This is a genomic window from Pseudomonas fluorescens (genome assembly GCF_002022275.1).
GTDB classification, from domain to species: domain Bacteria; phylum Pseudomonadota; class Gammaproteobacteria; order Pseudomonadales; family Pseudomonadaceae; genus Aquipseudomonas; species Aquipseudomonas fluorescens_AJ.
In genome coordinates this window covers 1-13,908 of sequence record NZ_MSDF01000036.1, presented here as the reverse complement: position 1 = coordinate 13,908, position 13,908 = coordinate 1, and the positions used below count along the sequence as shown (strand labels likewise).

Genomic DNA, 13,908 nt, shown 5'->3' with positions numbered 1-13,908 from the left:
GCGGCGGCCCACGGATTCAAGCCGGAGTGAGGGCACACCGAGCCAGAGCGAGGTGCCGAGTGGTGGGGCAAGAGCCCTTTTGGTTACTTTTGGGGCTCTTTTCCAAAAGTGACCCGCCGTAAGGGCGGAACCAATAGCGGCCCTCACCCAAATAACGGATATGCCCCCCCAGACCGCCAGCGCCCTCATTCAAATCCCACACTATCAACCGCTTTGTTTTTCCACCCACTTCCCATAAGCATCAATAAAAGCCTGTAAAAACGGCCTGCTCTTCTCCGACAACGCTCCCGCCTCGTCAAACACGCTACCCGCCCCACCCAGGTAGGCTTCCGGCTGCTGCATGCAGGGCACATCAAGAAACACCAACGACTGGCGCAAATGGTGATTCGCCCCAAACCCGCCAATAGCACCCGGCGACACACTGATGATCGCCCCCGGCTTGCCGCTCCAGGCGCTTTGCCCATACGGGCGAGAACCTACGTCGATTGCATTCTTCAACGGCGCCGGCACGGAACGGTTGTATTCCGGGGTCACAAACAGCACCGCGTCGGATGAGCTCACGTGTTGACGGAAAGTACTGTAGGCTTCCGGCGGCGTACCTTGATCGATATCCTCGTTGTAGAGCGGCAAATCGCCAATTTCAACAATATTCAGCTTAAGGTTGGCAGGGGCCAGTTCTGCCAATGCCAAAGCAACTTTGCGGTTGATCGACGCTTTTCTCAAGCTGCCCACCAGGACGGCAATCGTGTAGACCTTGCTCATTGAGGTTTCCCGACGTCTGACTAAAGGAGCTTGTAGTTATAGAGTCTTCAACACGTGTTCACCAGCAGGTTGTGAAGATCCCACAGTGGCTTTCCACGCAGCAGCTTGCGTAGGAAGCATCTGAATGCTTCGACGAATAGTATTTTTTTTCCATAGGTAAACTACCCCGCTTGATGACGGTCTACAGAACCGCAAATCGAGTGTTTATCTCCAGAGGTTCTAAACAGATGGCTGCAGTACTTGTCGGACAGTTCCATGCCAGAGACGCGGAAGGACGCGTGTATTCGGTGCATGAGTTCCAGGAATCCAACCCGGCGCAGGACAGCCAGGCTGGCTCGACGCCTACCACCACCTACAAGCTGGCCATTGGCGACCGTGTAGAAAAATTGGAAGGTGATGAGTTCAAACTGATTCAGTCGGGCACGATCATTGTGCGCGAATCGCAAACGACCCTCGCTTCATAAGATCCCGCCTTATCTACCCGCTCAGTCTCGGCCATTGATGGCGTCGACTGGGCCGGGCGATCAAGGTTTGCGGATCTCTGTAATTTCCGCACCCGCTTCGCCATCCAGCTGTTTGAGCGTCACCACCAACCGCCCCTTTTCGCCTTCGACGTCATACATCGAACGTTTATAACCCGGTGTGCCATACCCGGGATACGCCACCACTTGGCGTACCAGGGTGATACCCAGCACCGTGCCCACCTGCTCGCCTACCTGTTCCTGGGAACGGATAAACGCCTCAAGCGCGAGGTTTTCCGGGATGTGTTCATCATTGGCATTGAAGAGATAAGCAGCCACGCACCCCACGGTCATCAAGACCAGAAGTTGCTTGGCCGTTACCCCGAAGAAGTTCGAGGGTAGAGGCATGTGAGACCAGACCTGTTTTTGTTGTAATTGCCGGGTAAACGGCATGGGTCGTTGATGATCAGAGCAGCCATTCTAATCAGGTCGATGGGTAATGCCAGAGGTATCAGTGGTCGCCGTAGGTAATATCCTTGTTGACCCCGACACCGCCCAGCGTGCGGTCTTTGCCGAACGAAAACAGATCAAACGGGGTTTGGGACTGGCTGGGCGGGTAGTGATACTGATAGGCGACACCCCAGGGATCGGTCAGCAGCTCGTCTTTGGCGTACGGTCCCTTCCACCGGGTTTCGCCTTCCGGTTTCACGGTCAACGCATCAAGACCTTCGTCATCCCTGGGGTAACGACCGGTGTCTTGATGGAACTGTTCGACCGCGTTGCCCAGCTCGGCGACCTGGCCTTTGGCGGTGGCGATTTCCGCCAGGGTTACATCGCCAAACAACCGCGGCCCGATGGCCAGCGCCAGCAGACCGATGATGACCAACGCCACCAGCACCGCCCATCGCGTGAAACCGCGCTGGGCCTGCAGGCTGTCACTGAGTGCAGTTTTGCCGGACATCGTAAGGCTCCCTCTGGGTTTGTCGGTTGATACACGTTTTGTATGACCCGCATGTTGCAGCAGCGAACAGGCTTAACGGTAGACGCCCCATGCGCAAGCCCACGCTCTTTTTTGCGCAGCCATTGAAACCCCGTCGCACGCCCCCTAGACTCCGGCCATGCGTTTACGTCATATCGAAGTGATTCAGGCCATTTTGCAGACCGGACACCAAGGCTTGGCCGCCGAATGGTTGCAACTCCCCGTGGGCGATGTAGACGCCGCGCTGAAGGAGGCCGAGCAGCAATTGGGCTTCATGCTATTTGCCAGTGTGCGCGGGCGTTTGCAAGCAACGCGCGAAACGCTGGAGCTGCAGGCAGAAATCGCCCATGTCTATGAAGCGCTGGAACCGGTCCAGCGCCTGGCCAGCCGCCTGAAACACCATCACGCACCGACCCTGCGCGCGCTGTGCACCCCGCCATTGGCCAATCAACTGCTACCGCAAAGCATCGCCGTGCTGCGCCGCCGTTTTCAGGACACACCGTGCAACCTGTCCAGCCAGCCGACTCGAGATATTGTGCGCAGCCTGCTGCTGCATGAGGCCGAAGTGGGCCTGAGCCTGCATGACCCGGAACACCCGCAAATCCAGAGCACCGTGCTGGCCCAAGGCAAGCTGCAATTGCTGGCGCCCCACGGCTGGCTCAAACCCAAACAAAAGTACATTGCACTGCAAGACCTGGCCGGACAGTCGATGATCGGCCTGGAAGGCCAGGACCCGTTGAGCCGCCTGCTCGACGCCAAGCTGCAAGCCTTGCGCCCGCTGCCGGTGGTGCAGACGCGGGTGCAGACCTACCAGATGATGCGAAGCATGGTCGAGGCCGGTGAAGGCTTGGCGATTGTCGACCCGTTCACCGCCTTCGGTGCGCGGGAGGCCGGGCTGGATGCGTGCCCGGTGTCGCCGCCGATCCCGGTCAGCCTGTATGCGCTGACCCTCAGGGATGGCGTGGCCACACCGGCGCTGAATGCGCTACTGGAGATCGTCACGCAGAAGGCTGAAAGCCTGTTGGCGGGTTAAATCTGCTCGACTTCGGTCTTGAACAGGCGGTACCAGAAAATCGCGACTTCACGGGTTTGCGGATCAATGCCGCGATAGCGCAACTGGTCAATTCCGCCCATCACATACCCGCAGCGCTCATAGAGGCGGCAAGCACCGAGGTTGTTGTTCTGGGTTTCGAGCATCATGCCCGGCAGGTTTTTCTTGCGGCTCCAGAACTGCGCCACATCCAGTAATGCCTTGGCCACGCCATGCCGGCGCGCGGGCAAGGCCACCGCCAACTCATCGACGTGGGCAAAACCGTTCCAGTTGGTGCTGACCACGATGTGCCCCACCGGCTGGTCGTCGAGGTAGGCCATGAAGATCGCGCTGTCCGCTGCATCGCGGAAACTGGCGAACTCTTCCGGGTCGATGCCATAGCACTTGCGATACGGCACGATGCGCTCCACCGTCCACTGATCGACGCGCTTGCCCATCTCTGGCACGCCATAGGCGCTGACCTCAAAACTGAAGTCATTGCCCCACACGTAGGCGTCAAAGCCTTCGTCGGCGACCCTGACACTGAGCCCCGGGTACTTCGGGTTCATTACCGCTTGCATAAACATCCTTAACCCTTGATGCAATCGACGGTATAACACCGACCACTGCCGTCGTCTTCGTGTTGCAACCCATGAACATCGGCACTAAAACCGGGAAAACTGCTATCGAACGTCCGGGCAAACGCCAGGTAGTCGATGATCGAGCGCGTAGACTCGGTAAAACGCTCGCCGGGCATGATCAACGGAATGCCCGGCGGATACGGCACCAGCATCACGGCTGCGATGCGCCCTGGCAAGGCATCGATGGAAACCGCCTCGACATCGCCCCTGACTAACTGGTCGTAAGCATCGGCCGGTTTCATCGCGATTTCCGGCAATACCGTGTACATGCGCTTGAGGTGTTTGGCCGTGGCATTGCTGCGGTAGCAACTGTGCAATTGATCGCACAGGTCGCGCAAGCCTACGCCTTGATAGCGCGCCGGGCCTTGGGCATACACCGAGGGCAAACAACTTGCCAGGCTGACATTGGCGTCGTAGCTGCGCTTGAACTCCAGCAACTCGGTGAGCAAGGTACTCCATTTGCCTTTGGTGATGCCCATGGAAAACAGCACGAGGAAGGAATACAACCCGGTTTTCTCCACCACCAAGCCACGCTCCCAGAGGAATTTGCTGACCACCGCCGCCGGAATGCCGCGCTCGCTCAAGGCGCCACCGGCGTTGAGGCCGGGCATTACCAGCGTCACTTTGATCGGGTCGAGCAGCACGTAGTCTTCGGCGACGTCGCCAAAACCGTGCCAGTCATCCTGGGGGTGCAGCAGCCAGTCCGCTGTGGCGACGCGGTCGATGCCGGCCACGGAAGGCGGCTGCCAGATCGAGAACCACCAGTCTTCAGTAGCAATGTGCTGGCGCAGGTTGGCCAGGGCGCGGCGAAAGCTCAGGGCTTCGTCGAACATCTCTTGCAACAGTGAGCGCCCCGCCGGGCCTTCCATCATCGCCGAGGCCACATCCAGCGAAGCAATAATGCTGTATTGCGGCGAGGTGGAGATGTGCATCATGAACGCTTCGTTGAAACGGTCACGGTCCAGCTGGCGCGCGCCGCCGTCCTGCACATGGATCATCGAGGCCTGGCTGAAGGCGGCGAGCAGCTTGTGGGTTGAGTGCGTGGTGAACACCAGCGGGCTGTCCGCGGTGCGCGAGGTGCCCATGCCATAGCGCCCGGCGAAAAACTCGTGGAAGGCCGCGTAGGCGTACCAGGCTTCGTCGAAATGCAACACCTCGACACTGTTGCCCAATTGCTGCTTGATCAGCTCAGCGTTGTAGCACAGGCCGTCGTAGGTGGAGTTGGTGACCACGGCCATCTTCACTTTCGGCGGCCGGCCACGGGTCAGGGGGCTGGCTTCGATCTTGGCGCGGATGGAGTCCGGGCTGAACTCACTCAGGGGAATCGGGCCGATGATGCCCAGTTCGTTACGCTCAGGGCACAGGTACAGCGGGATCGCGCCGGTCATGATGATCGAATGCAACACCGATTTGTGGCAGTTGCGATCCACCAGCACCAGGTCATCACGCCCGACCATGGAGTGCCAGACGATTTTGTTGGCCGTGGAGGTGCCATTGATTACAAAAAACGTGTGATCGGCGCCAAAGTTGCGCGCCGCGCGGGCTTCGGCTTCCGCCAGGGGCCCGGTGTGATCGAGCAGCGAGCCCAGCTCCGGCACTGAAACCGACAAATCCGAACGCAGGGTGTTTTCCCCGAAGAATTGATGAAACGCCTGCCCCACCGGGCTTTTGCGATAGGCCACGCCGCCACCGTGACCGGGGGTGTGCCAGGAATAATTGGAGTCGGCGGTGTGCTGCACCAGCGCCTTGAAGAACGGCGGCAACAGGCCATCAAGGTAGGTGCGTGCCGCCCGCGCGACTTGCCTGGCCAGAAACGGCACGGTGTCTTCGAACAGGTAGAGAATGCCACGCAGCTGGTTGAGCTCGCTCATGGCATCGGCCGGGGCATTTTCCAGGGTGACTTGCTCACCCAAGGCAAAGATCGGCAAGTTGGGCGCCCTCACCCGCGCCAAGCGAATCAGCTCGACCATGTTTTGCAGCAAATGAGTGTTTTCGCCAGCACCTTCAGCGGCAATCAGCATGCACGCCAGGCCATGATGGGTGGAGGCCACCAGGCGGCCTTCGGCGTAGTCCACGGCGGAGAAGATACTGAAGCCCTCTTGTTCCAACTCCTTGGCGATGCCTCGGACCCGGTCACCGGCAACGGTGTCGGCCTTGATGTCACGGTGCACGATCAGAACGGGAAACTTCAGGTCTTTGTACATGAGTGCTTTTAGTCCTGAGGGCTATGCACTCAAGGGTAGAAGCTGCGACGGGATGACGCGAATGAAGATTTTGAAAGCGAAGGTAATCAACTGTGGGAGCTGGCTTGCCTGCGATGGCGGCGGGTCAGTTGACCTATCAGTAACTGATACACCGCCATCGCAGGCAAGCCAGCTCCCACATTAATTAGTGCTGGGTCAGGGTGGACCACAACGCCGGCGCGCCCGCCGACTTGGCAATCGCTTCCAGCCGCGCTGCATGCTCGGCCATGTCCTGCTCGCTGGCGCGAATGATCACGCTCGGCTTGCGATCAGCCGACAGGCGGCGGATTTCCGAAGGACGGTTGCCCGAGCCTTCCGCCGAGCCGCTGCCATCGGAGGCGTTACCGGCCAGGGACAGGCTGGTCTGCCCGCCGGTCATGGTCAGGTAGACGTCGGCCAGAATTTCGGAGTCGAGCAACGCGCCGTGGAGTTCACGACCGGAGTTGTCGACGCCATAACGTTTGCACAACGCATCCAGGCTGTTGCGCTGGCCGGGGTGGCGCTCACGGGCCATCATCAAGGTGTCGAGGATCGAACAGTGCTGCGAGATATCCGCACGGTCCGCCTGCCCCATCAGGGCAAACTCGTTATTGATGAAGCCGACGTCGAACGCCGCGTTATGGATGATCAGTTGCGCGCCGTGGATGAACTCAAAGAATTCGTCGGCGACTTCGGCAAAGCGCGGCTTGCCTTTGAGGAATTCGTCGGTAATGCCGTGAACGCCGATCGCGCCCTCGTCACTGTCACGGTCCGGTTGCAGGTAGACGTGGAAGTGACGCCCCGTCAGGCGGCGCCCCATCAGTTCGACACAGCCGATTTCGATGATCCGGTGGCCATCGGTCACCGGCATGCCGGTGGTTTCGGTATCGAGTACAACAGATCGGATGGCCATCAGGGTTCAGCTCTCAACGGGTGGTGTGAATCAAAGGGCGCGATGTTACCACGTCAGCTTTGCTTGTAGCCCCGCACGTCGTCCACGCCCCGGTTGGCAAGCTGGTCGGCGCGTTCGTTGCCAGGGTGGCCGATGTGCCCGCGCACCCATTTCCAGGTGATGTTATGGCGGTTGCATTGCTCATCGAGCAACTGCCACAGGTCGGCGTTTTTCACCGGCTCTTTCGCCGCGGTTTTCCAGCCGCGCTTCTTCCAGTTGACCATCCACTCATTGATGCCCTTCATCACGTACTGCGAGTCGGTCACCAGCAGCACGTCACAGCGGCGCTTGAGTTCTTCGAGGCCGCGAATGGCGCCCATCAGCTCCATGCGGTTGTTGGTGGTGTTGGGTTCGCCGCCCCACAGTTCCTTCTCCACACCTTTGCATACCAGCAAGGCGCCCCAGCCGCCGGGGCCCGGGTTGCCCTTGCAGGCGCCATCGGTGAAGAGTTCTACGGTATCGGTCATCAGTTGCATCCATCAAAACAGGCAGGGTCTGAAATCAGAAAAGAGGTTTACGCATCGCTTTGCTTGCGGTTGACCTTGGCCATCGGCATCGGCACCAGTTTGCCCATGGGCTGGCGCAGCACCTGACGCACCGGGCGCAGGCCGACCACGATCTTGCGCGCGACCAATAAATAGAAGCCGCCACCCGACAGTTGCCAGGCGCCCGCGCGGCGTTCCCAGCCAGCCAGGCGGCCCTGCCACTTGGTCGAGGCAAGCGGCGGACGATAGCACCCGAAGCGGCGTTTCTCCAGCGCGAAGCCCAGCAGGTTCAGCCAGTCGCCCACCCGTGAAGGCGAGATGCAGCGCGCCTGGCGCAGGCCATCATGGGCGAATACATGGCGCAGGCCCCACGTGCTCCAGGGGTTGATCCCGATAATCAGCAAATGGCCACCGGGGCGCACGCTGCTCGCGGCTTCGCGCAGCAAGCCGTGGGGCGACAGGCAGAAATCCAGGCCATGTTGTAACACCACCACATCGGCGGCGTGTTCGCTGAGCGGCCAGGCCTGCTCTTCGCACACAATCTCCACCCCCGGCAACGGCGCGCCCAAACGCACGTTGCGTTGCACCTGCGGTGCCGACGGCGGGGTCTGGGCCGACGGGCCGTAATGCACCAGGTAGCCGCCAAAGAACCGGCCCAGCTCGTCTTCGAGCATTTGCCGTTCTTCATCCAGCAAAAATTGCCCGATCGGCCCGGACAGCCAATCACGGGCCGCGCTGATCAGGGCCAGCCACTCAGGATCGGCCTGGGCGAACGCTTTATCAGTCATTGCATTCTCCAACTCGCCTAGACGTTCTAAGATGCACCAATGTGTTCAGCTTGGCGAATCGAAGAATGATACAGATCAGTGCCCTCCCCGCCTTCACCGACAACTACATCTGGTTGTTACAAGACCCGCACACCCGGCGCTGCGCCGTGGTCGACCCCGGCGATGCCGCCCCGGTACTTGCCTGGCTCAAGCAGAACCCGGAATGGGCCTTGAGCGACATCCTGATCACCCACCATCACCATGATCATGTCGGTGGCGTGGAGCAACTGAAAAGTGTGACCGGCGCAAAGGTCTACGGCCCGGCCAACGAGCAAATCCCGGCGCGGGACGTCGCCTTGCAGGATAACGACCGTGTCAGCTTACTGGGCTGGGATTTCGACGTTTATACCGTGCCCGGCCACACCCTGGGCCATATCGCGTATTACCACGAGGGTGTGTTGTTCTGTGGCGACACCTTGTTTGCCGCCGGTTGCGGTCGCCTGTTCGAAGGCACGCCGGAGCAGATGCACACCTCGCTGGAACGCCTGGCAGCCTTGCCGGCCGACACGTTGGTGTACTGCACCCACGAATACACACAAAGTAACCTCAAGTTTGCCCAGGCGGTGGAACCCGACAATCCCGACATCGCCGAGCGCGTCGAGCACGTCAGCCAACTGCGCGCCCGAGGCGAAATGACGCTGCCGTCCAATCTGGCGCTGGAAAAACGCACCAACCCTTTTCTGCGTACCGCTGAAACATCCGTTAAACAAAAAGCGGACGAACGGAATGGCCGCGATAACCGCTCTGGGGCCGAGGTGTTTGCTAGCTTGAGGGCTTGGAAAGATAAGTTCTAAGCAGACGCAATCTGATACGGATTTTCTGAATGGTTGACCGGAACCAAAGCGCTTTCTAGAATCGCCCGACATTTTTGCCCGGAACTTACTTCCAGCCAATGTCGTCATCTATTCGTAAATCCATCTCTTCAGACGCATTGACCCGCCTGGCTCAAGCTGTGGCGGTGGCTGTGTCCGCGACTCTGGCGGGCTGCCAATCGACAAATTTCGCTGCACAATCCACCGTGCAACCCAAACCTAATCTTGCTGCCAAGATCAAGCAAAAACCTATCTGGCTCTCAGAGAAGCCCAGCCCCGAAGTACCCCAGGATGTCTGGGAACGCATGCGACGGGGCTTTCAATTGCAGGACGGGCTGGGCGTCAACCCGCGCATCGAGCAACAGCGCTTGTGGTTCGCCAGTAACCCGTCCTTCCTGGAGAACGCCGGCGAACGCGGCAGCCTCTACATTCACTACATCGTCGAACGCCTTGAAGAACGCAACATGCCCCTGGAGCTGGCGCTGCTGCCAGTGATTGAAAGTGCCTACAACCCAATGGCCTACTCGCGCAGCGACGCAGTCGGTTTGTGGCAGTTCATTCCCTCCACCGGGCGTTACTTCAACCTGCGCCAGACCCGCGCCTACGACGGCCGCCGCGATATCACCGCCTCCACCACCGCCGCCCTGGACTATCTGACGCGTCTGCATGACATGTTCAACGGCGACTGGTTACTGGCGCTTGCGGCCTATAACGCTGGCGAAGGCACGGTAAGCCGGGCCATCGAGCGCAACGAAAAGCTCGGCCTGCCTACCGACTACTGGAACCTGCCCCTGCCCCAGGAAACCAAGGACTACGTGCCCAAATTCCTGGCGCTGTCCCAGGTGGTGCTGGCCCCCGAGGCCTACGGCGTCAACCTGAGCCCGATTGCCAACACGCCGTATTTCGAAGTGGTTGAAGTCAAGCAAAGCATGGACCTGTCACGGGTAGCGGCGCTGGCGGAAATCGACGAAGACGAACTGTTCCAGCTCAACCCGGCCCTGAAGCAACGCACCACCCTCGACGGCCCGCAACATTTGCTCGTGCCCAGCTCCAAGGCGCAACTGCTGACCAGCACCCTTTCGACGATGAAGCCGGAAGAATTGCTGGCGATGCGTCCGAAAAAGCAGGTGTTCGACGAAGTTGAGACCACGCGGGTTGCTGGGCGTACCCGCAATTACAAGGTGCGTAACGGCGACAACCTCACGCTGATCGCCAAAGCCAACAAGGTCGACGTGCATGACCTGCAGCGCTGGAACAAGCTCAACGGCCAGGCACTCAAGGTCGGTCAGACCCTGGTGATGCAGGACACGCGCAAGCTGGTGGCCAAGGCTGACAGCAAGAAGCCCGTGCAATACAAGGTCAAGAAGGGTGACTCGCTGTACATTGTTGCCAAGCGTTTCAACGTTGAGATGCAACATCTCAAGCGCTGGAATCCGCGTACTGGCCAGGCACTGAAGCCGGGGCAGATGCTGGTGGTTTCCGGGCCGCGCTGACTTCTGTGGGAGCTGGCTTGCCTGCGATGGCCTCACCTCGGTGCTTCAGATGTACCGAGGCGATGCTATCGCAGGCAAGCCAGCTCCCACATTTGATTCGCATATGGCTCAACACTGAGCCCGCCTCAAGCTGGCATTTTCAGCGACCTTTTTCCAACCGGAACAAGCTGTTACTGTACCGATCATAAAGCCCAAGCCGCCTGGATCGGATCTCTGACTTGAAGCGTCCCCTCCTTCTACTAATAAGTCTGGCCTTGAGCTTTGCTGCGAACGCGACGATTACCGAGAGCCACGGTTACACGCAGTTCGGCACACTCAAGTACCCGGCCAAATTCACCCACTTCGATTGGGTAAACCCTGCAGCGCCGAAAGGCGGGACCTTGCGGGTCATGGCATTTGGCACTTTCGACACCCTCAACCCCTACACCTTCAAGGGCTCAAGCCCGGTTTCCACACCCAATTTCCTGCAATACGGCGTCAATGAGCTGAACGAGCCGTTGATGGTCGGCACCGGTCAATACGCCCCCTCCGGCGATGAACCCACCTCCAGCTACGGGCTGATTGCCCAATCCGTGGAATACAGCGAAGACCGCAGCTGGGTGGTGTTCAACCTGCGCCCCGAAGCGCGTTTCCACGACGGCAAGCCCATCACCGCCTATGACGTGGCGTTTTCCTACCGCACCTTGCTCACCGAAGGCCACCCGCAATACCGTACCAACCTGCAAGAAGTGGCGCGGGTCGATATTCTCAACCGTCACCGCATTCGCTTTGTGTTCAAGCGCGCCGGCAATCCGCTGCTGATCCTGCGCCTGGGCGAGTTACCGGTATTGCCCCAGCACTATTGGAAAAACCGCGACTTCAAGGCCACCACCTTCGAACCGCCGTTGGGCAGTGGGCCGTATCGCATCACCAAGGTCACGCCCGGTCGCCAGCTGGTGTTCGAACGGGTCAAGGATTACTGGGGCAAAGACCTGCCGGTCAATCAGGGCTTCTACAACTACGACAAGGTCGAGGTGGAGTTCTACCGCGACAGCGACGTGGCCTTCGAAGCGTTCAAGGCCGGAGAGTTTGATATCTACATCGAACACCAGGCAAAAAACTGGGCCACCGGCTACAACTTCCCGGCGGTCAACCGGGGCGACGTGATCAAGGCACAGATCGCCCACCAGATCCCGACCCAGAGCCAGGGCCTGTTCATGAACACGCGGCGGCCGGCCTTCAGCCAGGTCAAGGTTCGCGAAGCCCTCGGCTTGATGTTCGACTTCGAGTGGACCAACCGCAGCCTGTTCAGCAGCGCCTATAAACGCACTCTGAGTTACTACCCCAACAGCGAGTTTTCGGCGGCCGGCGTGCCGGTCGGCCATGAATGGCTGATGCTCTCGCCCTACCGCGACCAACTGCCCGCCAACCTGTTTACCCAGCCCTTCAGCCTGCCGCAGACCGACGGGCGCGGCATCCCGCGCGAGACCATGCGCCGTGCCCTGACACTGCTCGGCGAGGCCGGCTGGAAATTGTCGGGGCAACGCTTGCTCAACAAGGACGGGCAGCCGCTACGCTTCGAGATATTACTGGTCAACCCGAACCTGGAGCGCATCCTGCAGCCCTATGTCGAGAACCTGATCAGCATCGGCATCGACGCGCGCCTGCGCACCGTTGACCGGGCGCAATACAAGCAGCGCCTGGACCAGTTCGACTACGACATGATCCTGATCACGCTCAACCAGACCCTGAGCCCCGGTCTTGAACAGTGGCAGTATTTCCACTCAAGCCAGGCCGCGATCAAGGGCAGCAAGAACTACGCAGGCATCGCCAACCCGGTGGTCGATCACCTGCTGGAACAGCTACTCGCAGCGCAGACCCGCGAAGAACAACTGGCCGCCGGCCGAGCGCTGGACCGCGTGCTGCTGTGGCAGCACTACAGCATTCCCAACTGGTACCTCAACTATCATCGTCTGGCGTACCGCAACCGGTTCGCCTTTGTCACCACGCCGCCTTACAGCCTGGGCCTGAGCGCGTGGTGGCTGAAAGCTTCGGAGAAAGCCCAATGATGTCTTTGCGCACGGCCTTGTTGAGCAGCCTGTTGTTGTGCGGCGCGGTGAATGCCGCACCGCAACATGCGCTGACGCTCTACAACGAGCCCCCCAAGTACCCCGCCGACTTCAAGCATTTCGACTACGTGAACCCGGACGCGCCCAAGGGCGGCACCTTCCGCGAGTCGAGCATGGGCGGTTTTGACAGCCTCAACCCGTATATCAGCAAGGGCGTGCCGGCGGATAACCTGCCGCTGATCTACGACACCCTGGCCATGCAAAGCCTGGACGAACCCATCACCGAGTACGGCCTGGTGGCCGGCAAGATCGAAAAGGCCCCGGACAACAGCTGGGTGCGTTTTTACCTGCGCCCCGAAGCGCGCTTTCACGACGGCCATCCCATCCGCGCCGAAGACGTGATCTTCACCTTCCAGGCCCTGATCAAGGACGGCTCGCCGCTCTATCGCACCTACTACGCCGACGTCGACGAGGTGATCGCCGAAGACCCGTTGCGCGTGCTGTTCAAGTTCAAGCGCACCAACAACCGCGAATTGCCGCTGATCCTCGGGCAATTGCCGGTATTGCCCAAGCACTGGTGGGCCACCCGCGATTTCACCAAGGGCAATCTGGAAATCCCCTTGGGCAGCGGGCCGTACAAGGTTGCCGAGGTCAAGCCCGGGCGCATGGTGCGCTACGAACGGGTGAAGGATTACTGGGCCAAAGACCTGCCGGTCACCCAGGGCTTCTACAACTTTGATAACCGCATCACCGATTATTATCGCGACAGCACCGTGTCCCTTGAAGCCTTGAAAGCCGGGCAATTCGATTACTGGCTGGAATTCAGCGCCAAAAACTGGGCCAACGCCTACAACATTCCGGCCGTTACCCAGGGCCGGTTGATCAAGGAAGAAATCCCCAACGGCAACCCCACCGGCATGCAAGGTTTTGTGTTCAATACGCGCAAACCGATGTTTCAGGATGTGCGGGTGCGCAAGGCCATCAGCCTGCTGCTGGATTTCGAGTGGAGCAACAAGCAACTGTTCAACGGTGCCTACACGCGCACCCGCAGTTACTTCGAAAACTCGGAAATGGCCGCCACCGGCCTGCCCGGCCCGGATGAGCTGGCGATCCTTGAACCGCTGCGCGACAGAATCCCTGCCGAAGTCTTCACCCAGTCTTTCGAACCCGCCAAAACCGACGGCAGCGGCATGATC

Annotated in this window: 14 protein-coding genes; 6 read left to right on the top strand and 8 right to left on the bottom strand. The window is 59.9% G+C overall.

Annotated elements, in window-relative coordinates; genetic code table 11:
• Positions 1-204: 204 nt before the first annotated feature.
• Positions 205-762 carry an NADPH-dependent FMN reductase gene (locus BFW87_RS22950; protein ID WP_078741998.1) on the bottom strand — a complete coding sequence of 186 codons (558 nt, stop codon included), beginning with the start codon at positions 760-762 and terminating at the stop codon, positions 205-207.
• 227 nt (positions 763-989) lie between these two features.
• Here BFW87_RS22950 and BFW87_RS22945 point away from each other — a divergent pair, with 227 nt between their 5' ends.
• The gene (locus BFW87_RS22945) at positions 990-1,226 is read left to right on the top strand and encodes a hypothetical protein (RefSeq protein WP_017136925.1); all 237 of its coding nucleotides are present in this window, start codon (positions 990-992) and stop codon (positions 1,224-1,226) included.
• Positions 1,227-1,286: 60 nt separating this feature from the next.
• Here BFW87_RS22945 and BFW87_RS22940 read toward each other — a convergent pair whose 3' ends face one another.
• On the bottom strand, positions 1,287-1,631 hold the full coding sequence (locus tag BFW87_RS22940) for a hypothetical protein (protein ID WP_078741997.1): 345 nt from the start codon (positions 1,629-1,631) through the stop codon (positions 1,287-1,289).
• Between the two features lie 103 nt (positions 1,632-1,734).
• Positions 1,735-2,184, bottom strand: coding sequence for a type II secretion system major pseudopilin GspG (gspG, locus tag BFW87_RS22935; protein ID WP_078741996.1), 450 nt, complete (start codon positions 2,182-2,184; stop codon positions 1,735-1,737).
• A gap of 157 nt (positions 2,185-2,341) precedes the next feature.
• Here gspG and BFW87_RS22930 point away from each other — a divergent pair, with 157 nt between their 5' ends.
• The gene (locus BFW87_RS22930; protein ID WP_078741995.1) at positions 2,342-3,235 is read left to right on the top strand and encodes a LysR substrate-binding domain-containing protein; all 894 of its coding nucleotides are present in this window, start codon (positions 2,342-2,344) and stop codon (positions 3,233-3,235) included.
• On the opposite strand, the gene BFW87_RS22925 is transcribed toward BFW87_RS22930, so the two are convergent.
• The 5 genes from BFW87_RS22925 to BFW87_RS22905 all read right to left on the bottom strand — a co-directional run bounded on the left by BFW87_RS22925 (position 3,232) and on the right by BFW87_RS22905 (position 8,320).
• Complete coding sequence (locus BFW87_RS22925) at positions 3,232-3,813, bottom strand: GNAT family N-acetyltransferase (protein ID WP_078741994.1); 582 nt, start codon at positions 3,811-3,813, stop codon at positions 3,232-3,234. The genes BFW87_RS22930 and BFW87_RS22925 overlap by 4 nt on opposite strands.
• A gap of 8 nt (positions 3,814-3,821) precedes the next feature.
• Positions 3,822-6,077, bottom strand: a complete 2,256-nt coding sequence (locus BFW87_RS22920) for an Orn/Lys/Arg decarboxylase N-terminal domain-containing protein (protein WP_078741993.1) — start codon at positions 6,075-6,077, stop codon at positions 3,822-3,824.
• Positions 6,078-6,261: 184 nt separating this feature from the next.
• On the bottom strand, positions 6,262-7,002 hold the full coding sequence (dnaQ, locus tag BFW87_RS22915; protein ID WP_176159807.1) for a DNA polymerase III subunit epsilon: 741 nt from the start codon (positions 7,000-7,002) through the stop codon (positions 6,262-6,264).
• Between the two features lie 59 nt (positions 7,003-7,061).
• Complete coding sequence (rnhA, locus tag BFW87_RS22910; protein WP_016972779.1) at positions 7,062-7,514, bottom strand: ribonuclease HI; 453 nt, start codon at positions 7,512-7,514, stop codon at positions 7,062-7,064.
• 47 nt (positions 7,515-7,561) lie between these two features.
• The gene (locus BFW87_RS22905) at positions 7,562-8,320 is read right to left on the bottom strand and encodes a class I SAM-dependent methyltransferase (protein ID WP_078741991.1); all 759 of its coding nucleotides are present in this window, start codon (positions 8,318-8,320) and stop codon (positions 7,562-7,564) included.
• Between the two features lie 65 nt (positions 8,321-8,385).
• Between BFW87_RS22905 and gloB the strand changes: the two genes are divergently transcribed.
• The 4 genes from gloB to BFW87_RS22885 form a co-directional block, all read left to right on the top strand.
• Complete coding sequence (gene gloB / locus BFW87_RS22900; protein ID WP_078741990.1) at positions 8,386-9,153, top strand: hydroxyacylglutathione hydrolase; 768 nt, start codon at positions 8,386-8,388, stop codon at positions 9,151-9,153.
• Positions 9,154-9,251: 98 nt separating this feature from the next.
• Positions 9,252-10,664, top strand: a complete 1,413-nt coding sequence (locus tag BFW87_RS22895; RefSeq protein WP_078741989.1) for a transglycosylase SLT domain-containing protein — start codon at positions 9,252-9,254, stop codon at positions 10,662-10,664.
• A 218-nt stretch (positions 10,665-10,882) separates the two neighbouring features.
• Positions 10,883-12,712, top strand: a complete 1,830-nt coding sequence (locus tag BFW87_RS22890; RefSeq protein WP_078741988.1) for an extracellular solute-binding protein — start codon at positions 10,883-10,885, stop codon at positions 12,710-12,712.
• On the top strand, positions 12,709-13,908 hold a 1,200-nt coding region (locus BFW87_RS22885), incomplete at its 3' end, for an extracellular solute-binding protein (RefSeq protein WP_078741987.1). The genes BFW87_RS22890 and BFW87_RS22885, both read left to right, overlap by 4 nt.